24 protein-coding genes are annotated in these 22,983 nt (G+C 63.0%); 13 read left to right on the top strand and 11 right to left on the bottom strand.

The genetic code is table 11. The features are described from left to right. Nucleotides 1-51 precede the first annotated feature (51 nt). Together NKJ12_RS00210 and NKJ12_RS00205 are read left to right on the top strand one after the other, a co-directional pair. Nucleotides 52-555 carry a heme-degrading domain-containing protein gene (locus tag NKJ12_RS00210; protein ID WP_352700905.1) on the top strand — a complete coding sequence of 168 codons (504 nt, stop codon included), beginning with the start codon at nucleotides 52-54 and terminating at the stop codon, nucleotides 553-555. Continuing rightward, the gene (locus tag NKJ12_RS00205) at nucleotides 552-1,817 is read left to right on the top strand and encodes a glycerate kinase type-2 family protein (RefSeq protein ID WP_352700904.1); all 1,266 of its coding nucleotides are present in this window, start codon (nucleotides 552-554) and stop codon (nucleotides 1,815-1,817) included. The genes NKJ12_RS00210 and NKJ12_RS00205 overlap by 4 nt, the downstream gene beginning before the upstream one ends. A 1-nt stretch (nucleotide 1,818) precedes the next feature. On the opposite strand, the gene NKJ12_RS00200 is transcribed toward NKJ12_RS00205, so the two are convergent. The 3 genes from NKJ12_RS00200 to NKJ12_RS00190 form a co-directional block, all read right to left on the bottom strand. Then, on the bottom strand, nucleotides 1,819-2,541 hold the full coding sequence (locus NKJ12_RS00200) for a UdgX family uracil-DNA binding protein (protein WP_352701393.1): 723 nt from the start codon (nucleotides 2,539-2,541) through the stop codon (nucleotides 1,819-1,821). An 86-nt stretch (nucleotides 2,542-2,627) separates the two neighbouring features. Further along, complete coding sequence (locus NKJ12_RS00195; protein ID WP_352700903.1) at nucleotides 2,628-4,049, bottom strand: glutamine synthetase family protein; 1,422 nt, start codon at nucleotides 4,047-4,049, stop codon at nucleotides 2,628-2,630. 14 nt (nucleotides 4,050-4,063) lie between these two features. After that, nucleotides 4,064-5,446, bottom strand: a complete 1,383-nt coding sequence (locus tag NKJ12_RS00190; protein ID WP_352700902.1) for an aspartate aminotransferase family protein — start codon at nucleotides 5,444-5,446, stop codon at nucleotides 4,064-4,066. 158 nt (nucleotides 5,447-5,604) lie between these two features. Between NKJ12_RS00190 and NKJ12_RS00185 the strand changes: the two genes are divergently transcribed. Continuing rightward, the gene (locus NKJ12_RS00185) at nucleotides 5,605-6,060 is read left to right on the top strand and encodes a hypothetical protein (protein ID WP_302893581.1); all 456 of its coding nucleotides are present in this window, start codon (nucleotides 5,605-5,607) and stop codon (nucleotides 6,058-6,060) included. An 8-nt stretch (nucleotides 6,061-6,068) separates the two neighbouring features. Here NKJ12_RS00185 and NKJ12_RS00180 read toward each other — a convergent pair whose 3' ends face one another. Beyond that, nucleotides 6,069-7,043: a WD40 repeat domain-containing protein gene (locus tag NKJ12_RS00180; protein WP_352700901.1), complete on the bottom strand. Its 975-nt coding sequence runs from the start codon at nucleotides 7,041-7,043 to the stop codon at nucleotides 6,069-6,071. A gap of 152 nt (nucleotides 7,044-7,195) precedes the next feature. Further along, nucleotides 7,196-8,269 carry a CobW family GTP-binding protein gene (locus tag NKJ12_RS00175; RefSeq protein ID WP_352480077.1) on the bottom strand — a complete coding sequence of 358 codons (1,074 nt, stop codon included), beginning with the start codon at nucleotides 8,267-8,269 and terminating at the stop codon, nucleotides 7,196-7,198. A gap of 199 nt (nucleotides 8,270-8,468) precedes the next feature. On the opposite strand from NKJ12_RS00175, the gene NKJ12_RS00170 reads away from it, so the two are divergent. Next, nucleotides 8,469-9,191, top strand: a complete 723-nt coding sequence (locus NKJ12_RS00170) for an intradiol ring-cleavage dioxygenase (RefSeq protein ID WP_352700900.1) — start codon at nucleotides 8,469-8,471, stop codon at nucleotides 9,189-9,191. 202 nt (nucleotides 9,192-9,393) lie between these two features. Further along, the gene (locus NKJ12_RS00165) at nucleotides 9,394-9,876 is read left to right on the top strand and encodes a MarR family winged helix-turn-helix transcriptional regulator (protein WP_352700899.1); all 483 of its coding nucleotides are present in this window, start codon (nucleotides 9,394-9,396) and stop codon (nucleotides 9,874-9,876) included. A 1-nt stretch (nucleotide 9,877) separates the two neighbouring features. Here NKJ12_RS00165 and NKJ12_RS00160 read toward each other — a convergent pair whose 3' ends face one another. Further along, nucleotides 9,878-10,750, bottom strand: coding sequence for an AraC family transcriptional regulator (locus tag NKJ12_RS00160; RefSeq protein WP_352700898.1), 873 nt, complete (start codon nucleotides 10,748-10,750; stop codon nucleotides 9,878-9,880). A gap of 50 nt (nucleotides 10,751-10,800) precedes the next feature. On the opposite strand from NKJ12_RS00160, the gene NKJ12_RS00155 reads away from it, so the two are divergent. From NKJ12_RS00155 to NKJ12_RS00135, 5 genes are all read left to right on the top strand, one after another. Further along, nucleotides 10,801-11,208 carry a DUF2000 family protein gene (locus NKJ12_RS00155; protein WP_352700897.1) on the top strand — a complete coding sequence of 136 codons (408 nt, stop codon included), beginning with the start codon at nucleotides 10,801-10,803 and terminating at the stop codon, nucleotides 11,206-11,208. A 176-nt stretch (nucleotides 11,209-11,384) separates the two neighbouring features. Next, complete coding sequence (locus tag NKJ12_RS00150) at nucleotides 11,385-12,269, top strand: DMT family transporter (protein WP_352700896.1); 885 nt, start codon at nucleotides 11,385-11,387, stop codon at nucleotides 12,267-12,269. 68 nt (nucleotides 12,270-12,337) lie between these two features. Next, entirely contained in the window at nucleotides 12,338-13,360 is a 1,023-nt protein-coding gene (locus NKJ12_RS00145; protein ID WP_023676245.1) for a LacI family DNA-binding transcriptional regulator, read from the top strand. Further along, nucleotides 13,357-14,337: a 2-hydroxyacid dehydrogenase gene (locus NKJ12_RS00140; RefSeq protein ID WP_352700895.1), complete on the top strand. Its 981-nt coding sequence runs from the start codon at nucleotides 13,357-13,359 to the stop codon at nucleotides 14,335-14,337. Before NKJ12_RS00145 ends, NKJ12_RS00140 begins: the two co-directional genes overlap by 4 nt. Before the next feature lie 152 nt (nucleotides 14,338-14,489). Continuing rightward, complete coding sequence (locus NKJ12_RS00135; RefSeq protein WP_352700894.1) at nucleotides 14,490-14,885, top strand: hypothetical protein; 396 nt, start codon at nucleotides 14,490-14,492, stop codon at nucleotides 14,883-14,885. Between the two features lie 6 nt (nucleotides 14,886-14,891). On the opposite strand, the gene NKJ12_RS00130 is transcribed toward NKJ12_RS00135, so the two are convergent. Continuing rightward, complete coding sequence (locus NKJ12_RS00130; RefSeq protein WP_352700893.1) at nucleotides 14,892-15,665, bottom strand: gamma-glutamyl-gamma-aminobutyrate hydrolase family protein; 774 nt, start codon at nucleotides 15,663-15,665, stop codon at nucleotides 14,892-14,894. 284 nt (nucleotides 15,666-15,949) lie between these two features. On the opposite strand from NKJ12_RS00130, the gene NKJ12_RS00125 reads away from it, so the two are divergent. Further along, nucleotides 15,950-17,059 (top strand): TRAP transporter substrate-binding protein, encoded by a 1,110-nt coding sequence (locus NKJ12_RS00125; RefSeq protein WP_352700892.1) that lies wholly within the window; start codon nucleotides 15,950-15,952, stop codon nucleotides 17,057-17,059. Nucleotides 17,060-17,125: 66 nt separating this feature from the next. Here NKJ12_RS00125 and NKJ12_RS00120 read toward each other — a convergent pair whose 3' ends face one another. From NKJ12_RS00120 to NKJ12_RS00105, 4 genes are all read right to left on the bottom strand, one after another. Beyond that, a complete protein-coding gene (locus NKJ12_RS00120) occupies nucleotides 17,126-18,148 on the bottom strand; it encodes a zinc-dependent alcohol dehydrogenase family protein (RefSeq protein WP_352700891.1) in 1,023 nt (340 codons plus the stop codon). Between the two features lie 32 nt (nucleotides 18,149-18,180). Then, nucleotides 18,181-19,959 (bottom strand): TRAP transporter large permease, encoded by a 1,779-nt coding sequence (locus NKJ12_RS00115; protein ID WP_352701392.1) that lies wholly within the window; start codon nucleotides 19,957-19,959, stop codon nucleotides 18,181-18,183. Next, nucleotides 19,959-20,543, bottom strand: a complete 585-nt coding sequence (locus NKJ12_RS00110; protein WP_352700890.1) for a TRAP transporter small permease subunit — start codon at nucleotides 20,541-20,543, stop codon at nucleotides 19,959-19,961. Before NKJ12_RS00110 ends, NKJ12_RS00115 begins: the two co-directional genes overlap by 1 nt. A gap of 180 nt (nucleotides 20,544-20,723) precedes the next feature. After that, a complete protein-coding gene (locus tag NKJ12_RS00105; RefSeq protein ID WP_352700889.1) occupies nucleotides 20,724-21,629 on the bottom strand; it encodes a branched-chain amino acid ABC transporter permease in 906 nt (301 codons plus the stop codon). 138 nt (nucleotides 21,630-21,767) lie between these two features. Here NKJ12_RS00105 and NKJ12_RS00100 point away from each other — a divergent pair, with 138 nt between their 5' ends. Both NKJ12_RS00100 and NKJ12_RS00095 read left to right on the top strand, forming a co-directional pair. Then, nucleotides 21,768-22,376, top strand: coding sequence for a CGNR zinc finger domain-containing protein (locus NKJ12_RS00100; RefSeq protein ID WP_352480086.1), 609 nt, complete (start codon nucleotides 21,768-21,770; stop codon nucleotides 22,374-22,376). Continuing rightward, nucleotides 22,369-22,899, top strand: coding sequence for a hypothetical protein (locus NKJ12_RS00095; RefSeq protein WP_352700888.1), 531 nt, complete (start codon nucleotides 22,369-22,371; stop codon nucleotides 22,897-22,899). Before NKJ12_RS00100 ends, NKJ12_RS00095 begins: the two co-directional genes overlap by 8 nt. Nucleotides 22,900-22,983 lie beyond the last annotated feature (84 nt).

Genomic DNA, 22,983 nt, shown 5'->3' with positions numbered 1-22,983 from the left:
CGTGCGGCAGCCATCCGGCAAAGCGTGCGGCGAAGTTGACAGGGGAACGACATGGCCGTTGCGGACGACATCGCTCTGATCAAGAAACAGGAAGCCACGCTTGTCTTTTCGGCCTTCGATGAAGCCGTCGCTTTCGAGATCGGCTCGGCGATCCGCGACCGGGCTCTCAAGGAAAACCTGCCGATCATCGTCGATATCAGAACCTTCGACCGGCCGCTGTTCTATGCGGCAATGCCCGGCTCGAATGCTTCCAATCCGGATTGGGCGCGGCGCAAGATCAACGTGGTGCGACGGTTCTTGAAAAGCACCTACCGCATGGTGCTGGAGCAGCAGCGCCCCGACCGCAGCTTCAAGCCTGGCGAGGGACTGGATATTGCCGACTATGTGCTGGCCGGCGGCGGCTTTCCCATCACTGTCAAGGGCGCCGGCGTCATCGGCGTGATCGCCGTCTCGGGCCTGCCGGAGCGTGAGGACCACGGCGTGGTGGTCGATGCGCTGTGTGAGCATCTCCGCATCGACGCGCGCGAGCTGGCATTGCCGGCGGAAGCAAAATGACAGAGGTAGACCCCAAGCCCTTCCTCACCGCCATCTTCAACGCCGCCGTTGCCGCCGCCGATCCCGAGAGGACGATCAAAGATCATTTGCCGGCAAGGCCGAAGGGACGGACCATCGTCATCGGTGCAGGAAAAGGCTCGGCGCAGATGGCGGCGGCTTTCGAGAAGGTGTGGGACGGGCCGATCGAAGGGCTGGTCGTCACCCGCTACGGCTATGGCGCGGCCTGCCGGCGCATCGAGATCATCGAGGCGGCGCATCCGGTGCCGGATGCCGCGGGGCTCGCAGCTTCCCGGCGGCTGCTCGAAAAAGTCCAGGGACTGACTGCGGACGACCTCGTCGTGGCGCTCATTTCGGGCGGCGGCTCGGCGCTGCTGCCGTCACCTGCCGAAGGCCTGACGCTGGCCGACGAGATCGCCGTCAGCGAGACGCTGCTCGCCTCCGGCGCGCCGATCGCCGCGATGAACACCCTCCGCAAACATCTTTCCACGATCAAGGGCGGCAGGCTGGCGGCCGCCGCATATCCGGCCAAGGTGGTCTCGCTGGTTGTTTCTGACATTCCGGGCGACGATCCGGCTCTGGTCGCTTCTGGTCCGACCGTACCGGATATAGGCAGTCGTAAGGACGCATTGGCGTCGATCGCTGCCTATGGCATGAACCTGCCGGCTTCGGTCATGGCGCATATCAATTCGCCGGCGGCCGATGCGCCACGACCGGACGACCCGCGTTTTATCCGCAACGAGGTGCATCTGATCGCTTCCGCCGGCGTCTCGCTGGAAGCCGCAGCGGCCGAAGCGAAGCGCCAAGGCATTCAGGCGGTCATTCTCTCCGATTCCATCGAGGGCGAAGCGCGTGAGGTCGGCGGCGTCCACGCCGCGATCGCGCGCGAAGTGGCGACGCGCAACCGGCCGTTTGCAAAGCCGGTTCTGATCCTGTCCGGCGGCGAGACAACGGTGACCTTGCGCGCGAAAGGCAAAGGCGGCCGCAACTCGGAATTCCTGCTCGCCTTCGCCATTGGCATCAGCGGCATGGTCGGCGTGCACGCACTGGCCGCCGACACCGATGGCATAGACGGTTCGGAAGACAATGCCGGCGCCTTCGCCGACGGCTCGACGGTGTCGCGGATGCGTAAGGCGGGCGTCGATGCCAAGGCCATGCTTGCCGGCAACAACGCCTGGACGGCATTCAATGCCGTAGACGACCTTTTCGTATCCGGTCCGACCGGCACAAACGTCAACGATTTCCGGGCGATATTGATCAAATAGCTCAGGCGGCCATCAGCTTTTTCACCGCTCTCATATCCTGCAGGAACCGGTCGCGTTCTGCCTGCTTATCCGCCGGCTCGCGAATGCGCAGGATGAAGGACGGGTGGATGGTGACGAAGACACGCAAGCCATCGTCGCGCTCCACCACCGCCCCGCGCATCTTCATGATCGGCACCACCTTGCCGAGCAGCGCCTGCGCCGCCGTCGCGCCGAGCGCTACCGCCAGATTGGGCTTGATCAGATCGATCTCCTTGTCGAGCCACCAGCGGCAAGCCTGCACCTCGCCGGCATTGGGCTTCGAGTGGATGCGCCGCTTTCCGCGCGGCTCGAACTTGAAATGCTTGACCGCGTTGGTGACGTAGACTTTCAGCCGATCGACGCCCGCATCGTCCAGGATCGCGTCGAACACCTTGCCGGCCGGGCCGACGAAAGGCTTGCCCGCCAGATCCTCCTGGTCGCCCGGCTGTTCGCCGACGAAGATCACCTTGGCTTTATCAGGGCCTTCACCGAACACGGTCTGCGTGGCGTCGTGCCATAGCGGACAGCGGCGGCAGATCTTGGCCGTTTCGCGTAGTTCAGGAATCGTTCTGGCGTCGATTTCTGTCGTTTCCGGAGACTTGCTTGCAGGCAAGCTTCTTGCCTGCACCTTGGCATGGTGCGGTGTCGGGGTTGGCTGCATCCTGGCGATCATGACTAAGGCGGCCTTGTTCGCTCCTGCAATCAGACACGCAATGAGCAAAGCCCGCCGAAGGTTCCGCTGAAATTATTCCGCATGCGCCTTCGACGGCGGATGGCCGACGATGTGATGCCCTACACCTCGTGCAGATAGAGGTGATAATCCAGTTCGCTGACCGTGCGCGCGACGCGCAGATATTCCGATTGCTTGATCGCCACGAACGTCCGGTGCAGGTCTTCGCCCAATGCGCCCTTGAGGAAGCTCGACGCCCTTGCCGCCTCGATCGCGGCACGCCAGTCGACCGGCATCGTCGTGCGCGTGACGGCCGATTCATAGCCATTGCCGGTGGTTTCGGGACCGGGATCGAGGCCTTCGTCAAGGCCTTTGACGATGCCTGCCAGCACCGTTGCTGCCACCAGGTAAGGATTCGCGTCGACGCCCGACGGCCGGTGTTCGATGCGCCGGTTCTTGGTATCGCCGGCCGGCACACGCAGTGCCACCGAACGGTTGTTGACGCCCCAGGTCGGCGCCACCGGCGCATAGGATTGCGAGACAAAGCGCCGCCACGAGTTGGCATGCGGCGCAAAGACCAGCATCGATTCCGCCATCGTCTGAATCAGTCCGCCGAGGCCGCGCAGCAGCGGCAGCGACCAGCTTTCACCGCCGGTTTCGGCAAAGACATTCTTGCCGGCATCCTCCAGCAGCGAGACATGAAAATGCATGCCCGAGCCGGCATATTTCTCGATCGGCTTGGCCATGAAGCAAGCGGTGACACCATGACGGCGCGCCTGGGCCCGCACCAGACGCTTGAGCATGACGAGATCATCGGCCGCCCGCATCACGTCCTTGCGGTAGTTGAGCGTCAGCTCGTACTGGCCGGGCGCATATTCCGAGATGACCGTCTCGGCCGGGATGCCTTGCACCTTGGCTGCGGCGTAGATGTCGGAAAACAGCGGCTCCATGCCGTGCAGATGGTCGACGGAATAGACCTCCGTCTTGGCCGAGCGGCGTCCGTCGAGCACCGCATGCGCCGGCTGCACCTTGCCTTCGGCATCGCGCTCGTTGGCGAGCAGGAAGAATTCGAGCTCGAAGGCGCCGGCCGGATGCAGGCCCTTGGCCGCAAGGATATCTACCTGGCGGGCGAGCGCCAGCCGTGGGTCGGACGACATCGGCTGGCCGTCGAGATGGTACATCGCCATCAGCACCTGGCCGCGCGGCGGCTGCGTGCCGAACAGCGGCACCAGCGTGCCAGGGATCGGCCATGCCCGGAGATCGCCGTCGCCAGTCGTCCAGATCAGCCCGGTCTCGTGCACATCCTCGCCGGTGATATCGAGGCCGAGGATCGAGATCGGCATGTGCCGGCCGTTCTCGAAGATGCTCATCAGTTCGTGCCGGCGCACGATCTTGCCGCGCCCGACACCGTTGGCGTCGGTCAGCACGATATCGAAGGCTTCGATCTCGGGATGGGCCTCGAGAAAGGCTCGCGCCTCTGCGGGCGTGGAACCCGAAGGTGACGTCACTATGGAACTCAAATCTGGCTTGCGTGCTTCTCTCATGTCGCAAGCTTGTCTCACGCCGTGAGCCTGGCCGCAACCGCCGCGAAGGCGGTGATCAGCCGGTTCACCTGGGCCGCACTCGTGGCCGGGGAGATCAGCATCATGTTGTGGAAGGGCGCGATCAACACGCCGCGATTGGCCAGCGCGACATGGATCGCCGCTTCGAGTTCGGGCGCATGGGCTGCTTCCGCTTGGCCGCCATTCCTCAGCGGGCCGGGCGCGCAGATGAACTCGACGCGGGCGCCGACACGTGAGACATGCCAGGGCAGCCGGTAGCGGTCGATGACGGCGGTCAGTCCGGCGTCGAGCCGCCGCGCCAGATGATCCATATGGCCGTAGGCCTCGTCGGTCATCACCTCTTCCAATGCGGCGCGCATCGCCGCGAATTGCAGCGGATTGCCCGACAGTGTCGTGCCCATGCCCGAATAGCCCGGCTCCTTCACCCTGTTATAGGCGGCATAGCGGGTCGCGACGTCCTCGCTCATCCCCCACACACTGGCCGGCACGCCGCCGGCGATGGGCTTGCCGAGCACGAACAGATCAGGCTCCAGCCCGAATTTCCTCGTATAGCCGCCGGGACCGGTCGAGATGGTATGCGTCTCGTCGATTAGCAGCAGCGTGCCGGTCGCACGAGTAAGACGCCGCAACCCATCATGAAAGCCGGCTTCGGGCAGCACCATGCAGGAGTTGGTCAGCACCGGCTCGGTGATGACGCAGGCGACATCGTTGCCCCGGAGTGCCGCGTCGAGCGCCGGCAGATCGTTGAACTCGACGACATCAGTTGCCCGCGTCAGGTCGCGGAACTCGCCGGCCAATCCCGGCCGGTTGACCGGTCTGCCGTCGATCAGCCGCACCATAGTCTCGTCGACCGAGCCGTGATAGCAGCCGTTGAAGACCAGGATCTTCTCGCGGCTGGTGACGGCGCGGGCAACGCGTAACGCAAAGCGGTTGGCGTCGGTCGCCGTCGTTGCGATCTGCCAGAAAGGCAGGCCGAAGCGCTGTTTCAGCAGCGGCCCGATGGCCAGTGCGTCTTCGCTGGGCAGCATATAGGTCAGGCCGCGTCCGGCCTGCCGGCGGATGGCGCGGGCGACCGGCGGCGGCGAATGGCCGAACATCGAGCCGGTGTCGCCAAGACAGAAATCGTCCAGTCGGTTGCCGTCGATGTCGGTGATCGTGGCGCCCCTGGCGCTGTCGACCAGAATCGGGAAAGGCGTCGGCCAGTCGTTCATCCAGTGCATCGGCACGCCGCCGAAGAAGCCGGGCAAGCCATTGCCGATTATGGCCATCGATTTCGGCCGCGCCTGGCGGAAGACTTCTGCCTCGGTCTCGTACAACTCGGCGATCCGGGCCGGGCCGATGCCGCCGATAGAAGTCTTTGCATGGTCGATGACGTTCATGGCGGCCCCTCTCAGTCGCAGTTTAGACAATCGGCATCCGCCACCGCAATTGGCCGGGCGGCTGCCCTGTGTTGGGTCAGCGGTCATTTAAATGGAAACAGGCGCTTGACCGCGAGCCGCCTTCGGGCGCCAATGGTACTTCGGCCGGAGGGGACAAGATGGTGCGGGCGATCGTCTGCGCAGCAACGCTGCTGTCGTCGGTTGGTGCGGCTCTGGCATCGGGCGGCATCTGGTGTTCCGCCGAGGATGCAGCCGTCAAATTTCAGGTCGGTGCCGGGGTCACCAGAGGCATGGGCGGGCCGACCTTCAATTTTAGCGGCGAGCTCGAAATTCTGGGCAGGCCGGCTGCCGACAGTCTGCGCAAGACGGTGTTCGGGGATCAGAACCTCACGCAATATTGGCTCGACAACAAGGAACTGCGGCTGCTTGTCTACCACGAACGGCAGGTCGAAAACGCCTATGGCTATGTCGAATTGGCGATCCTGACCAAGGCCAGCGACGAAGGCGTCTATGACGGCCGCTATTTGCTCTCAATCTATGATGTTACGGCTGATGCCGAAAAGGACGGCAAACCGGATGAATTGACCGGCAAAGTATCTTGCGGAGCCGAGTAAGTAACAGGCTACGCCGAAATATCGATGACGCCGCAGTCACCCGCGGCGCTGCCAAAGGCGACGCGGCGCTCTTGCCTGTCCCACATCATCGAGGTGACGGCGCCCTTGCCCGGCCGGCGCAACAGCACTTCCCTGGCGTCGGCGAAACGCACCGCCATCACCATGCCGTCATCATAACCGATAGCAACGACGTCCTGGCTCGGGTGACAGGCGACGGAGGTGACCATCGCATTGCCGCGCGTGCCGAGTTCCAGCGGCGCCTTGCCCATTGGCCCGTCCTTGCCCGAAAACGGCCAGACGATCGCCGCCGGCGCGCCGGAACTCGCCAGCCATTTGCCCTTGGCGCTCCACGACAGGCTTTTGACCTTGCCGGGGTAGCCGGACATCCGCATGTGCTTGCCGTCGGCGAGCTTCCAGCCATGCAGCGCGTTTTCCTGCATGGTGGTGACGACGAAGCCGCCGTCCGGAGAGAAGGTGATGCCGGTGTGGGCACCGGCCCATTCGAGTTCGACCGGCTTGCCGTCGGCGGCCGGGAAATGCAGCGTCGCGCCATTGTAGCGGGCAACGCCGAAGCGCATGCCCTTGGGCGAGAAGGCCAGCCCCTCGACCGAGCGCGGATGCGAGAATTCCCTGGTTTTGCCGTCGGCAAAGCGGACATAGGCAATCTTGCCCGAAGCATAGGCAACAGCGCCTTGCGGCCCGGCGGCGACGCTGGTGATCCATTTTTTGCCTGCGGTCGCCAATTCCGCGGTATTGCCGCCAGCGGTCACGCCAAAGATCCTGCCGTCCTCACCACCGGTGATCAGCCGGTCGTTCGCCGCATCATGGAAGGCGGCGAGCATTCCGTCATTGGCCTGCACCGTCTTGTGGCCATGGTCGAGCCGATGGATTGTGCCGTCAGCCAGCGCAAAGTGCGGCACGTCGCCGAGGAACACGGCGGCGAGGCAGTGGCCTTCGAGATCGAGCGGGGCGACTGTGGGCATGAGAGACAATTCCGTTCGAGATTTTTGCTGCCTCACCCTTAAGGGGTTGAGCTGCCCGTCTCAACCCGTGCTTCGGATCGTCGTGAGTAGAGAGCGCCAGCGTTGCGGCTGCCCCTCCTCCCACAAGGGGGAAAAGGAAGAAGGCAGCTAAATCAAGCGGCCTGGCAGGCCTCGAAGCTTGTCTTCAGCCGCTCGGCATCGAGTTCGCGTCCGATGAACACCAGCCGGCTCTCGTGTTTCTCGCCGTCCTTCCAGGCGCGCTGGTGGTCGCCCTCGATGATCATGTGCACGCCCTGGATGACATAGCGCTCGTCATCGCCTTTCAGCGCGATGATCCCTTTCAGCCGCAGGATGTTCGGGCCTTCCATCTGGGTGACCTTCTCGATCCACGGGAAGAACTTTTTCGGGTCCATCTCGCCACCGCGCAGCGACACCGACTGCACGGTCACGTCATGGATGTCGGAAGGGTGCGCATGATGATGGCCGTCATGATCGTGGTGATCATGGCCGTCGTGATCATGGTGGTGGTGGTCATGATCATGATCATGATCATGATGGTCGTGATCGTCATGCGCCTCGAGGAAGTGCGGATCGTTCTCCAGCGCCCGGGACAGGTCGAAGGCACCGCGATCGAGCACCTCGGACAGCGCCACGCTGGCGCGCGTGGTGCGATGGATGCGTGCCGCCGGGTTGATGGCGCGGATCGTTGCCTCCACCTTGCTCAGCTCTTCGGGGGTGACGAGATCGGTCTTGTTGAGCACGACGACATCGGCAAAGGCGATCTGGTCCTCGGCCTCGCGGGAATCCTTGAGGCGCAGCGGCAAGTGCTTGGCGTCGACCAGCGCCACCACCGCATCGAGCCTGGTCTTGGAACGCACGTCGTCGTCCATGAAGAAGGTTTGTGCTACCGGCACGGGATCGGCGAGGCCTGTGGTCTCGACGACGATGGCGTCGAAGCGGCCGGGCCGGCGCATCAGGCCTTCGACGACGCGGATCAGGTCGCCGCGCACGGTGCAGCAGACGCAGCCATTGTTCATCTCGTAGATTTCCTCGTCGGATTCCACGATCAGCTCGTTGTCGATGCCGATCTCGCCGAATTCATTGACGATGACCGCGTAGCGCTTGCCATGATTTTCCGAAAGGATGCGGTTGAGCAGTGTCGTCTTGCCGGCGCCAAGATAGCCGGTGAGGACGGTTACGGGGATCTGCGTCTGTGCGTCGCTCATATTGTGCCTCGAATAGGGATTGTCGGCTCCATATAGGACGTGTGCTCGGCTTTTGCACGAGCCAAACCGGTGGACCAAAGAGAGGCTGTATTGCCGAACTTTCCTCACATTGCCGAACTTTCATTGGCGCGGGTTGGCGGTGGGCTTAGATAGGCAAAAGGTCATTTCACGAGGGCTGTTCGCATTGAAGAGACGCCAGATGTCCGACAAGTCCTTGCCACTAAGCCGTCGGCAGGCGCTCCGTCTCGTTGCGGTTACCGCTGGCGGCATATTCCTGCCCGCCGGTGCAAGGGCCGGGAAGGTTTCGCCCTATGCCGGGCTTACTTTGTTCGAAGCCGGTGCCGGCGTCTGCGCCATCACGCCCGAGGTCGCCGAAGGGCCGTTCTATTTCGACCCGAAGCTCGAACGCGCCGATATCACCGAGGGCAAGAAGGGCATCGCCCTCAATGTGCGGTTGCAAATCGTCGACGCCGCCTGCCGGCCGCTTCCCGGCGCACGCGTCGACATCTGGCATTGCGACGCCCAGGGCGCCTATTCCGGTTATCCCGGACAGGGTGACGGGCAGGATATCGACACGTCCGGCCAGAGTTTTCTGCGGGGCTGGCAGAGAACCGATGAAAGCGGCATCGCTTCTTTCGCCACCATCTATCCCGGCTGGTATCGCGGCCGCACCACCCACATCCATTTCAAGATTTTCCCTGACGACCGCTCCGTAATGACCGGCCAGATGTTCTTCCCCGACAGCCTCAGCGAGCAGATATTCGCCACCGTCGCGCCCTATAAAGATCGCCCGGGCAAACGCGATACATCGAACGCGCGGGACGGCATTGCGCGGCAGGCCGGGCTGCTGTCGCAGGCAGCGCTGCGGGAAATGGCGGACGCCTTTCAGGCCTTGATGGTGGTCGCGGTGAAGGCCGGTTGAGAACGCCTCGTCATGTCCCATCCAGCCCTTCCAGAAAGTCGTTTGTCATCTAACTGAAATAAACATCTGGCATTAGCCACGGCGAACACCGCGATGCTTGCCGGCAAAGCTATTTTCCGAGCCGGAATGTTTTCGATGGTCATTGCCAACCGGCGGCCTGCTTCTATGCTGTCCGCTCCGGTTCGGCCGAGGAGGGATGAGCATGGCCAAGGCGGACAAGACTGCAACAATGAGCCGGCTGCATTCGGCGGCGCGGCTGGCGCGCACGGCGCTCGCCGCCCGGCTTCTGGCGCATGGTTTCTATGCCGGCCAGGACCAGATCATGCTGGCGCTCGACCGCGAGGATGGGCAGACGCCCGGCAACCTTGCCGGCCGCCTCGGCGTGCGTCCGCCGACCATCACCAAGACCATCAACCGGCTGCAGGCGCAGGGTTTTCTGGAGAAGCGCGCCTCCTCCGCCGATGCCCGCCAGGCGCATATTTTCCTCACCGACACCGGCCGCGAAATCATCCACGCCATCGAGAAGTCGGTGAAGAAGACCGAAAAGCAGGCATTGAAGGGTCTCGACAAGAAGGATCAGAAAGCGCTGTTCAAGCTGCTTGCCCGCGTCGAGGCGAACCTGTCGAACGGCGAAATGGTGCTCCCGGATGACGAACTGGATATCGAAGACAAGATGCTTGTGTAGCTCACGCGTTCGCCGCTGACGGCCGCCGCGTCAGTGCCGACCAACGTCCCGGTGTGACGCCGAACGCCTTCTTGAAATGCCGATTGAAATGGCTTTGATCACTGAAGCCGGCGGCGATGGCGATTTGCGCCAGCGGCTCGTCGGCTTCGATCATCCGACGGGCTCGCTGAAGCCGGCGCATCAACAGGAACCGGTGCGGGCTGGTCGAGAAGGTCGCGCGAAAATGCCGCGACAGAGCATAACGGTCCAATCCGGTTATCGCCTCCAATTCGTCTGAACGTACAATCCGCGCGACATTTTCCTCCAGGTAGTCGCGCGCCAGGCTGGCGGCGCGCCACGCCGTTTTCGCTACCGGTTTCGCCGGCTGACCGGCGTGCCGGGCCATGCTTTGCATAAGCTGCGTCATGAAATCGACGACAAACAGCTCGTCCAGTTGCTGATCCAGCGGCCCGAGCGCCGAAAGCAGCGTCGCGCGGAGATCGCGGTCTGTCACCACGGCATTCCCGACGAATGGCAGTGATCCGCCGCCGAGACAATCGAGCATCAGCGACGGCTCCAAATAGAGCATTCTGTATCGCAGGCCGTCTTCGGTGCCGGCACCGCCATCGTGCAGTTCGTCGGGATAAAGGATAATGATCTGGCCAGGCAGGCTCCGATGCATTTGGCCGCGATAGCGGAAGCGCTGCACGCCATAAAGCGTCACCCCGATCGCATAGGTGTCGTGGCGATGGAGATCGAAGGCGTTGCCGTGGAACCGGGCCTCGATGCGTTCCATGCCGGCAGCACGGGGTGCCGGTACGATGCAGTTTTCGACTGCATCCACGCACAAACGTCCAAGACCCTGAAAGGCTTCCCCGTCTAGACCGTGCGGCATCGCTTTTCTCGCAGCCTCGGATTGGCCCCTTTCGGATTGGAAACTGTCGCATGTTCGATACGAAATTTGCAATCGTGCTCAAGGATGATCTTCCCGTCTGGCAAAAGCTCAATGTCACCGCCTTTCTGACCAGCGGCATCGTCGCGCAATTTCCCGACATTATCGGCGACCCCTACCGTGATCGCGCCGGCAACATCTACAACCCGCTGTCGATCCAGCCGGTCATCGTGCTTTCGGCGGACGGCCAGACGCTCGGCTCGATCCAGCGGCGGGCGCTGGAGCGTGGTGTGACGGTATCGCTCTATGTCGAGGAAATGTTTTCGACTGGTTATGATCTGGCCAACCGTGCCGTCTTTGCCGAATTTGCGCCGGAGGATGCCAAGGTGGTCGGCATCGCGCTTCGCGCCGAAAAGAAACTCGTCGACAAGATCACCAAGGGCGCCCGCATGCACGCCTGACTCTCCGGCCACCAGCAACAAAACCTGAGCCTGTCGTTGTGCCAGCCTCTTTTGGCTTGCCCGCGGGCGACAATTCCCGCATGGGTGAAGGACTGCCTTGCTTCCCGTCCGGCCTGAAATTGAATGCTTCCCCAAGACATGACGAAAGCGCGACATCGCCGGCGGCGATCCTGTGCATGCTTTCCGTCTATGTGTTTTTCACCTTCCTCGACACCGGCAGCAAGTACCTTGTCCTGGCCGGCGTCTCGGCGCTGATCGTCGCGTGGACCCGCTTCGCGGTCCATGTGCTGATCGTCGGCGTTTTTCTGCGCGGATGGCGTGAGCCGCTGCGCTTTCGTCCCGCCAACCTGCCGGCGCACATCACGCGCGGTCTGCTCCTGTTCGGATCGACGATGTTCAACATTCTGGTGCTGCGGACGCTACAACTGGCGGAAACCACCTCGATCTACTTCTTCGGCCCGATGGTGATCACCGCGCTTGCCGGTCCGTTGCTCGGCGAATGGGCCGGCTGGCGGCGCTGGCTGGCGATCATGAGCGGCTTTGTCGGCGTCCTCATCATCACCCGGCCGGGCGTCGGCGTTTTTGGCGTCGGCCATCTCTTTGCGCTCGGCTCGATGCTGTCGAACAGTTTCTACGTCATCATGACGCGCCGCATGTCGGCTACGGAAACCTCCGAAAGCCTCATCCTGTTTTCGGCGCTGGCGCCGGCCGTGCTGCTTTTGCCGACACTGCCGTTTTCGCCTTCGCTCCCGCAGGATGGCTGGCACTGGTTCATATTGCTGATGCTTGGCGTCTTCGGCGCCATCGGTCATTGGCTTCTTGTGCAGGCCTATCGCCTTGCCACCACCACGGCCCTGGCTCCCTATCCCTATTCGCAGATGATCTGGATGATCATCTCCGGCCTGATCGTCTTCAACCAGTTTCCCGATCGCTGGACGCTGGTCGGTGCCACAGTCATCGTCGCCAGCGGCCTCTACATCGTTCACCGTGAGCACCGGCTTCGTTTGCGCAACCGCGCAACGCTGGACGCGGAGGCGGAAGCGCTGGCAAAAAAACTTTGATTTGCTCGGAATCGATGGCATAAGAGCCGGCCTTTAAACAGTTTAAATTGCTTCGGGAGCCCAGGGCGCTGGCACAGAAGATCAAGCTTTCGACCATCGCGGATGCGCTCGGCGTGTCCACGGCCACGGTCTCGCTGGCCTTGCGCGACAGCCCGCTGGTCGCCGGCGGCACCCGCGACCGCATCAAGGAACATGCCCGCGCCATCGGCTATATCTACAACCGCCGCGCCGCCAGCCTGCGCACCTCGCGCTCGGGCATAGTCGGCGTCGTCGTCCACGACATCATGAACCCGTTCTTTGCCGAGATATTGCGTTCGATAGAGAGCGAGCTCGACCGCAGCCGGCAAACCTTCATCCTGTCGAACCACTACGACCAGCTCGAGAAACAACGCACTTTCATCGACACGCTTCTGCAGCTCGGCGCTGACGGGGTCATCATGTCGCCGGCCATCGGCACGCCGCCCGAAGACATAATCATGGCCGAGGAGAACGGTCTCCCGGCAGTGCTGATTGCACGCACCGTCGAAGGTGCCGACGTGCCGGTGTTTCGCGGCGACGATGCCTATGGCACCGGGCTTGCCACCAACCATCTGATCTCGCTTGGCCACAAGCGCATCGCAATGATCGGCGGTACCGATCAGACGTCGACCGGCCGCGACCGCTATCAGGGATATGTCAACGCCATGGAGGCGGCGGGGCTTGAGGTCAGGCCGTCCTGGCGTATCGCGGGCCCGCGCACCAAGCAGGCCGGCTTCGAGGCTGCCGGGCAGTTCCTGGCGCTAAAGGACAGGCCGACCGCGGCCTGCTGCTGGAACGACCTCGTAGCCATCGGCCTGATGAACGGCATTGCCCGCGCTGGTCTGGTGCCGGGCATCGACATTTCGGTCACGGGCTATGACGACCTCGAGGAGGCGGCGATCGCGACGCCGGCGCTAACCACGGTCTGGAACGGCCAGCGTGAGGTTGGCCGCCGCGCTGCCAGCGCGCTGCTCGACAAACTCAACGGACAGACGGTGCGGCCGTCGCAGGAACTGATCAAGCCGGAACTGCATGTGCGCCAGTCGACCGGCAAACCGGTGGAACGTGCATGACAAAAACCGACCAGCAAGCTGTTACCATTCTGGTGCCGGGCCAGTTCAACGACCATGCGGTCGGCCGCATCGACGGGGCGTTCAGCCGCGTCCGGATCGAACGCGCCGATCCGTCGCTGGTCACCGACGAGATGCGCCTTACCGTGCGCGGCATAGCCGCCTTTGGCGGCATAAGCGCCGCGTTGATGGACGCGCTGCCAAAGCTCGAGATTATCGCCAATTTCGGCGTCGGCTATGATTCGGTCGATGTCCACCACGCCGCACGGCGCGGCATCATGGTCACCAACACACCGGATGTGCTGACCGAAGAGGTCGCCGACACGGCGCTCGGCCTGTTGATCAATACCATCCGCGAACTGCCGCGCGCCGAGGCCTGGCTGCGCGACGGAAGTTGGCTGCGCAACGGCAACTATCCGCTGAGCCGGCTGACTTTGCGCGGTCGCCAGGTCGGCATCTTCGGCATGGGCCGCATCGGCCTCGCCATTGCCCGCCGGCTCGATGCTTTCGGACTGCCCATCGCCTATCACAACCGGCGCCGCGTCGAAGGCCTGTCCTATGACTATCACCCGACGCTGAAAGGTCTCGCCGAGGCGGTCGACACGCTGATCTCGGTCGCACCCGGCGGGGCCTCGACGGACAAGGCCGTCAATGCCGAAATCCTCTCGGCTCTGGGGCCGAACGGCGTCTTCGTCAATATCGGCCGGGGCAGCACGGTCGACGAACCAGCTCTTGCCGCCGCACTTGCCGGCGGCAGCATCGCCGCTGCCGGGCTAGACGTTTTTGCCGACGAGCCGAACGTGCCTGCGGCGTTGCTTGCCGCGCCCAATACCTCGCTTTTGCCGCATGTCGGCTCGGCCTCGCAGCACACCCGCCGCGCCATGGCGGACCTGTGCGTCGACAATCTGGTCTCGTGGTTTTCGCAGCGCAAGGCGCTGACGCCGGTGCCGGAGACGGCAAACGTCAAGGCGAGGCCGTGACCGCCCTATTGTTAACTTCAGCTTAACCCTTCGGAATCATTCTGCCTCCTTGGCTAGTGTATGTCCCCTTGACGGCACATGGCAGCAAGATGAAGCGCGCCTCCTCCTGATGACATCGAACACGGCGCGCTTGAAATGCGCGGAGAAACAGCATGAAAACGCTTCCCGCATTGATGGCGATTGCTGCGCTGTTAGGCAGCGTCCAGCTGTTTTACGCAGGTAGCGGTCAAAGCCGCGCAGCCAGTGAGCCAGCACCTTCGTCCAGCACCTACAGGCTGGTAGCCCATGGTGACGAGGCGTCTTGTGCGGTCACCCGTGGCGCCGAAATTTCGCAAGGCCTGTCGCTGTTGACGGTCGCCGCGAATTGCCGCCGGGTGTTGCCCGGTGTCGAGCAGGCGAAGTTCTGGCGAGAGCAGGATGACGGTACGGTCACATTCAGCGCCAACGGCAGCGATCCGATCGTCATGTTCTCGGTCGCCGATGGCGACGGTTACGAATCCTACGCGCCGGCGCTGCCGCTACTGACGCTGGCGTCGGCCGGCAACTGACGAGCGCTATTCTGCCGCAGCGCGCGCACCCGATTTCGCCGCCTGATGCAGCCGCACGGCATCGCCGAAAGCGCGAAATATCTTTACCGAGACGCTGTCCGATTTGACCCAGTATTCGGGATGCCACTGGACGCCGACGGCGAAAGCCCGTGCATCGCGCACCGAGACCGCCTCGACAGTGCCGTCGGCGGCGACCGCTTCGACCTGCAGCTTTGGGCCAAGCCGGTCGACAGCCTGGCGATGCACCGAATTGACCAAGATGTCGCCGGCGCCGAAGACCCCGGCCAGGCAGCTGCCGGGTTTTATCGACACGCTCTGGCGGATGGCGAAGCGTTCGTCCTGATTGTCGCTTGCAGGCGCACGATGATCGAGCGAACCGGCGCGTTCCTGGATTTCAGTGGCCAGCGTGCCACCCAGCGCCACATTCATCTCCTGGATGCCGCGGCAGATCGCGAGCAGCGGTACTCCGCGCTCCACCGCCCTGCGGATCAGCGGCAGCGTGGTGGCGTCGCGGGCGGGGTCGTAGGGACCATTGGCTTCACTGGCGTCACCGCCGTAGAGCGAGGGATGAACGTTGGACTTCGAACCGGTGACCATGACGCCGTCGACGGCGGAAAGCAGTTCATCGAAGTCGAGCCGGTCGCCGAAGGACGGTACCAGCAACGGGAACACGCCTGCCCCTGAAAGCGCCGCTTCAAGATATTGCTGCGGCGCGGCATGCCAGGTGTAATTGTCGAACTGGCGGACGTCGGTCGATATGGCGACGAGCGGCTGGTGCATTTGGTCCGGATCCCATCGGGTGCAACGAATTATCTGCCTGCAAAATAGGCGATCCGAAGGCGCATTTCCATGGCAAGTTTCGGCGTGTCGCGTAGGCCAGTTAATCGACCTTAGACTATAGTTGCAAGATCTGGCCCAACGCCGTGAATTTCCCCGAAATGCGCCACTCAAACCGGGCTGCCGCGCTGGACTCGACTCCTTGCCTGTGTATTGTCGGCTCGAAGCCGATGCGGGCGCCGAAGCGTCCCGAACGTCGGTCAGTTGATCCAAACGGGAGGAACTTCATGGATCGTCGTTCGTTCATCCGCAAGGCCGGCACCACCGGTTTCGGCGCCGCGGCCGCTACCGCAACACTTGCTGCGCCGGCCATCGCCCAGTCCAATCCGAAAGTGACCTGGCGGCTGGCGTCGTCCTTCCCGAAGTCGCTCGATACGATCTATGGCGGTGCCGAAGTATTTTCCAAGATGCTGTCGGAGGCGACCGACGGCAACTTCCAGGTCCAGGTTTTCGCCTCCGGCGAACTCGTTCCCGGCCTGCAGGCCGCCGATGCCACCACAGCCGGCACGGTCGAGGCCTGCCATACGGTGGCATACTATTACTGGGGCAAGGACCCGACCTGGGCGCTGGGAGCGGCGGTTCCGTTTTCGCTCAACGCGCGCGGCATCAACGCCTGGCACTATCATGGCGGGGGCATCGATCTGTTCAACGAGTTCCTGGCGACGCAGGGTCTGTTCGGGCTGCCGGGCGGCAATACCGGCGTGCAGATGGGCGGCTGGTTTCGCAAGGAGATCAAAACGGTTGCCGACCTTTCCGGCCTCAAGATGCGCATCGGCGGTTTTGCCGGCAAAGTGGTGCAAAGGCTCGGCGTGGTTCCGCAGCAGATCGCCGGTGGCGACATTTATCCGGCGCTGGAAAAGGGCACGATCGATGCCGCCGAATGGGTTGGCCCTTATGATGACGAGAAGCTCGGCTTCTACAAGGTTGCGCCCTATTACTACTATCCCGGCTGGTGGGAAGGTGGACCGACCGTCCATCTGATGTTCAACAAGGCGAAATACGACGAACTTTCGCCGGCTTACAAGTCGCTGGTGCACACTGCCGCCCAAGCGGCCGATGCCAACATGCTGCAGAAATACGACTACCTCAACCCGGCGGCGGTGAAGCGGCTGGTTGCCGGCGGCGCCAAGTTGAGTCCGTTCAGCCAGGAGATCATGGCCGCCTGCTTCGAAAAGGCCAACGAAGTCTATGCCGAGATGGAAGCCTCGAACGCGCCGTTCAAAAAGATCTGGGACTCGATCAAGGCGTTCCGCAAGGAGCATTATCTCTGGGCGCAGGTGGCCGAGTACAACTACGACACCTTCATGATGGTCCAACAGCGCAACAGCAAGCTCTGAACCTTGCTGCTCTGCGGCGCCGGCGTTCCTTCGGGACGCTGGCGCCGCAGCGCATTCCGTTTGCGATCAGCCGGGCACCACCAGAACCTTGACCTCGCCTGGCGCAGGCGGATTGGCGATCACTGCAGCTGACTCTTCAAGCGTGACCTGCCGCGATATCAGCCGGCCTACCTCGATTGCCCCCGAAGCGATAAGATCGGCGGCCCGGCGATGGGTAAAGGGATTGAGGAAGGAGCCCAGGACCTTCAATTCGCGGAACAGCAGGTCGAACGGTTCGAACGCCGCTTTCATGCCTTGCGGCATAACGCCGACGACGACAATTGTGCCGCCCGCTTTGGCCAGCCGCATCGCCTGCTCAACAGTGTCTTTCACGCCGGCGCATTCGAACACCACGTCGACGCCGCCCGGCATCAAACCCGACCGGCCTACGATCGCATCGGTGACATCGAAGGCGCCGGGATCGAGCGTCGCCGTTGCGCCAAGTTGCTCGGCAAGAGCCCGCCGCGAGGCCTGACGCGTCGACAGGATGATGGTCGTCGCACCGGCGAGCTTTGCCAGCTGAACGGTGAGCAGGCCGATCACGCCGCCGCCGAGCACCGCGACCGACGAGCCTGGTTTGATCGCGGCAAGGTCCACGCCATGCAGGCAGCAACCGAGCGGCTCGCAGAAAGCACCATGCGTAGGCTTCAGATCGCCTGGCAAGACGAAGGCCTGTTTCTGCGGCAAGGCAAGATATTCAGCAAAGCCGCCGTCGCGATGGATGCCGATGGCACGCAGATTGCTGCAGAGATTGACTCGGCCCGCCTGACAATGCGCGCAGCGCCCGCAGGCAATATTGGGATCGCCGCTGACGCGGTCGCCGACCGAAAAGCCGGATACGGCAGGTCCGATCGCCTCGACGATGCCGGAGAATTCATGCCCGAGCGTCACCGGCGGCGTGCACGGGAATTCACCATGGAAAAGATGTCTGTCGGTGCCGCAGACGCCGCACGCCTCGATCCGTACCAGCAGCTCGTCTGGCCCGGCAGTCGGTTTCTCGACCTCGCACACGGCGAGGCCGCCCACTCGCTCCAACCGAACCGCCTTCATGGCTGCCGGGCCTTCCTCAGTTGAAACTCGCCTCAGTTGAAACTCGGGGGTTGCGACAGATCGATTGCCGGTGCCGCCGGCTTCGCGGGCGGCTTTTCGTCGAAGCTCGGCGGCTGCGACAAATCCGGTGTGGAAGGTGAGGCCGGGGCAGTGCCGCCGTTGGCCGGCGGCGTGCCAAGCGGCGACAAGCCGATGCCAGGCGTTTCCGGCACCTGGTAGTTGATGGTGCCCGGATCGACGACGGTGCCTTTGTAGTGCATCACCATCTGCGGGAAGGCGATGGTCAGGCCGATCATGATCACCTGGATACAGACGAAGGGCACTGCGCCCCAATAGATCTGCCCGGTGGTGACCGGCGCGATCTGCTTGCCGGTGAGCCGGTCGATATAGGGCACGCGCGCGGCGACCGAGCGCAGATAAAACAGCGCGAAGCCGAAGGGCGGATGCATGAAGGAGGTCTGCATGTTGACGCCTAAAAGCACGCCGAACCAGATCAGGTCGATGCCGAGCTTGTCGGCCGCCGGCGCCAAAAGCGGCACGATGATGAAGGCAAGCTCGAAAAAGTCGAGGAAGAAGGCGAGCACGAAGACGAGGATGTTGACGCCAATCAGGAAACCGACTTCACCGCCCGGCAGCGAGGTCAACAGGTGCTCGACCCAGATGTGGCCATTGACCCCGTAAAAGGTCAGCGAGAACACCCGCGCGCCGATCAGGATGAACAGAACGAAGGACGACAGCCTGGTCGTCGAGGCCAGCGCCTGCTTGACCACGTCGAGCGACAGCCGCCCCTTCATCGCGGCCATTACCAGCGCGCCGACGGCGCCCATGGCGCCGCCTTCCGTCGGCGTGGCGATGCCGAGGAAGATGGTGCCCAGCACCAGGAAGATCAGCGCCAGCGGCGGGATCAGGACGATGATCACCTGCTGCGCCAGCCTCGACATCAGGTTGATCTTCAGGCGCTGGTCGACGATCGCCACGACATAGATGAAGATGACGCCAATAGTGGCGCCGAGGATATCGGCGTCGCCGCCATGGTTCGGCGCAAGGTAGCGATACGCCGCATAGGAAACCACCACCGCCGCCAGCACCGCCGCCAGCAGCGACAGCACGCCGTGGCCGAGCGTGCGGGCCTCCAGCGGCAGGGCCGGCATCGACTTCGGCCGGAAGATCGACATGAGCAGGATGTAGAGCATGTAGATGCCGGTCAAAATGAGCCCGGGGATCAGCGCTCCCTTGTACATATCGCCGACCGAGCGGCCGAGCTGGTCGGCCAGGACGATCAGCACCAGCGACGGCGGGATGATCTGGGCGAGGGTCCCGGACGCGGCAATGACGCCGGATGCCAGCCGCCGGTCGTAGCCGTAGCGCAGCATGATCGGCAGCGAAATCAGACCCATGGCAATGACGGAGGCCGCCACCACGCCGGTCGTCGCGGCAAGCAGCGCGCCGACGAAAATCACGGCATAGGCAAGGCCACCACGGACCGGTCCGAACAGCTGGCCGATCGTGTCGAGCAGGTCTTCGGCCATGCCGGATCGTTCGAGCACGATGCCCATGAAGGTGAAGAACGGGATCGCCAGCAGCGTATCGTTCGACATCACCCGGCTGCCATAGAAATTATCCGGCAACGCGTGCAGCAACGGCCAGGCGAGATTGATGGAGCCGCCCGAATAGGGCGACAGCAGCACGCCGATGAAGAAGAACATCAGGCCGTTGGCGGCGAGCGAGAAGGCGACGGGGTAGCCGATCAGCAGGAAGACGACCAGCGAGGCGAACATGATCGGCGCCATGTTCTGGGCGATGAACTCGATCACGAGCGCACCTCTTCGACGAGCGCCTTGGCTTCTAGCTCGGCCTGCTCATGCACCGATATGAACGGAGTGGGATCGTCCATCTGACCGCGCATGATGGCGATCTTCTTGATGATCTCGGAAATGCCCTGCAGCGCGAGCAGAAAAAAGCCGGCCAGCAGAATCGCCTTCGCCGGCCAGATGATCAGCCCGCCGGAATTGTTCGACATCTCGCCGCTGCGATACGACAGCGACACATAGGGAACGAAATAGACGACCATCAACGTCACGAACGGCATCAGGAAGAAGACGTGACCGAAAAGGTCGATCCAGTGCTGCACGCGGCGCGAGAACATGCCGTAGACGATATCGATGCGGATATGGTCGTTCTGCTTCAGCGTGTAGGCGGCGGCCAGCATGAAGGCGGCGCCGAACAGATACCATTGCAATTCCAGCCAGGCGTTCGAGGACATGTCGAACACCTTGCGGATCACGGCGTTGGCGGCGCTTACCAGGATCGCCAGCAGGATCAGCCACGAAACCCATTTGCCGATGAATTCGTTCAAACGGTCAATGGCTCTGGAAAGAGCGAGAAGCCCTGCCATGCATTCCTCCCTTGTGTCGGAGCGCGCCGGTTCCCTGTCCGTCGCGTCGCTGTGGACCAACGGTATGCAGTGCGTGGTTCGGCGGGTCAACATCGGACAGCCCGCATAAACACAGTTGTGAGGTGGCCGCCGGCAAATGCTGCCGCGTCCTTTGCATGTCCAACCAAAGTCGGATGCGGCTCAGGCGATCTTCTGTTGGTCGCGGCCGGAGCCGATCAGCACAAGCATAGCGACGAGGAACAGGTACATCCAGCCGTCCCGCCATTCGAGCGGGAAATAGCCGGCCCATAGCGATTCGGCCATGCCGAAAGCGGCGGCGCCCAGTGCCGCCCGCAAAGGCGAAAGATAGCCGCCCACTGCGGTCACGAACAGGATTTTCAACCCGTAGACCAACCCTGTGCCGAAGCTGATGTTGCCGTAGTAGAAGGCGGCGAGCACGCCAGCCATTGCCGCGCAAAGGCCGCCGAAAAGCACCGCACGCCGAAACACCGCGCGGACATCGACGCCGCACATCGCAGCGGCCTTTGGATCGTCGGATACGGCACGCCAGCTTCGGCCGAAGCTGGAATGTGTGAACCCCCACGCAGCCAGCGAAATAGCCGCCAGCACGGCGGCGCAATCGAGCAACTGAATCAGTGTCAACGTCGCCTTGAAGCTGGCATTCTGCGCGAAGACGATGGTCTGGGCCAGCATTGGCGGCAACCATAGATCATGGGTATCGGCGGCGATGCGGCTGGCTTCCGACAAGACCAGCAATATGCCGAGCGTGGTCACCACGATGGCGTTGGGCGAGCGGTCGGCCAGCGGTTCGAAGATGCTTCGCGACAGGACGTGGCTGAGCAGCGCCGCATAAAGGAATGCCGCCGCTACGCCGAGCGCGACCGATGCAAACAGCGTCAGCCACAGCGCCTGATAGCCAAATGCCGCGGTGAGGATCATCGTATGCCCGCAAAAGGCGAACAGCGCGCCATAGGCAAGATTGGTGCGGTGCAGGATGCCATTGGTCAGCACGTAGCCGAAGGCAAGCAATGCGTAGAGCGCGCCCGAATGCAGCCCGTTCAGAACCTGCTGGAAGAGATAGAGCATGCAAGACCCTCGATGCATGCCCCACAATCGGGGCGGGGGTTGAGACGACGACATTCTCAATACGGCGATCGCCTCACTGACGAGCGTTGCACCCGGAATCTAACTTGTCAAACGCGATTTATCGGTTAGATTCGCGATATGACAGTATCCTGGACTCCGCACCGCTTCACCGGTGGCATGCTGGCGCTCGACACGGCGAATACCGTCGTTTTGCGGAACGATCCGGAGGAAACTTTCGACCGTTTCGACGATCCGGCCGAGATCGCCCGCTTTGCCGAAGCCGCGAGTGGCTTTCGCGCCACCGAGCTCGGCGGCAGGCGGCTCGTAGCGCCGGCGCCTGAAAAGATCGCACCGGTGGTGCTGTCGATTCGCGAGACGACCGATCGGCTGTTTCGCGGCGCGGTATCGAAAGGTGCGATCGACACCGCCGACATGCCTGAATTCCTGGAAGCCTGCGCCGATGGCCTCGCCCATGGCCACACCGAAATCGGCATGCCCGGAAAACCGTTCGGCGATCCGGCAACGCCGATCGCCTTCGAGGCGGCGCTTGCGGTCTCGGCGCTGTCGCTGCTGCGCAGCGACACCATCGCCAGGCTGAGGATATGTCCGAACTGCAGCTGGCTGTTTGTCGACAAAAGCCGCAATTCCAGCCGCCTCTGGTGCGATATGGCGGTGTGCGGCAACCGCCAGAAGGCAAACCGATACTATCGCCGCCGGACGGCGGCCAGGGAGGTCACCAATGCCTAAGAAATATTCGCGCGCGATGATTGTCGTCGCGGCGTTGTTCGCGGCGACCGCGCTCGGCGCCTGCCGTGATTCCGGCAAGGACCAGCTGTTCGCCATTTCCGGGAAGCTGTTCGAGTTCAACTACCGGCTGGGTATCGCCACCTACGTCATCACCCTCAATCCGCTGCGGCCGGTGGGTGAGGGGCAGGTCGCCGTGGTCTCCTTCCAGAACCCGGCCGGTGGTGATCCGATCATCGTCACCCAGAAAATATGGCCGAAGCTGCCGCATGTGACGCTCACCAGCCCGCCGCTCACCTGCGTTGTCAAGGACAAGCCCTATGCGGTGTCGATCCGCATCGAGGATTCCAGCGGCCAGTTGCTGCAGAGTTTCGAGACCACTCTGACGTCCTCGCTCGACCAGTCGGTCCTGCCCGACCGGCCCCTGGTGGTCGGGCCAGTCTACGAGCTCAACAAGGACTTGGCCGGCCATGTCGACGGCAAGCTGCCCGGTGAACCGAAGCCCAGTTGCCCAAAGGCTGCATGATGCGTCACCAGCGGCACCGACCGCCGCCGGAGTTTTCGTGCTCGGCCATCCTCCCCGACAGGCGTTTCGTGGCGCCACACGGCC

It is taken from the genome of Mesorhizobium sp. M0195 (genome assembly GCF_040322115.1).
In the GTDB taxonomy this organism is placed as follows: Bacteria; Pseudomonadota; Alphaproteobacteria; order Rhizobiales; family Rhizobiaceae; genus Mesorhizobium.
The sequence above is the reverse complement of the archived record's forward strand: the minus strand, read 5'-3'. Positions and strand labels throughout refer to the sequence as shown.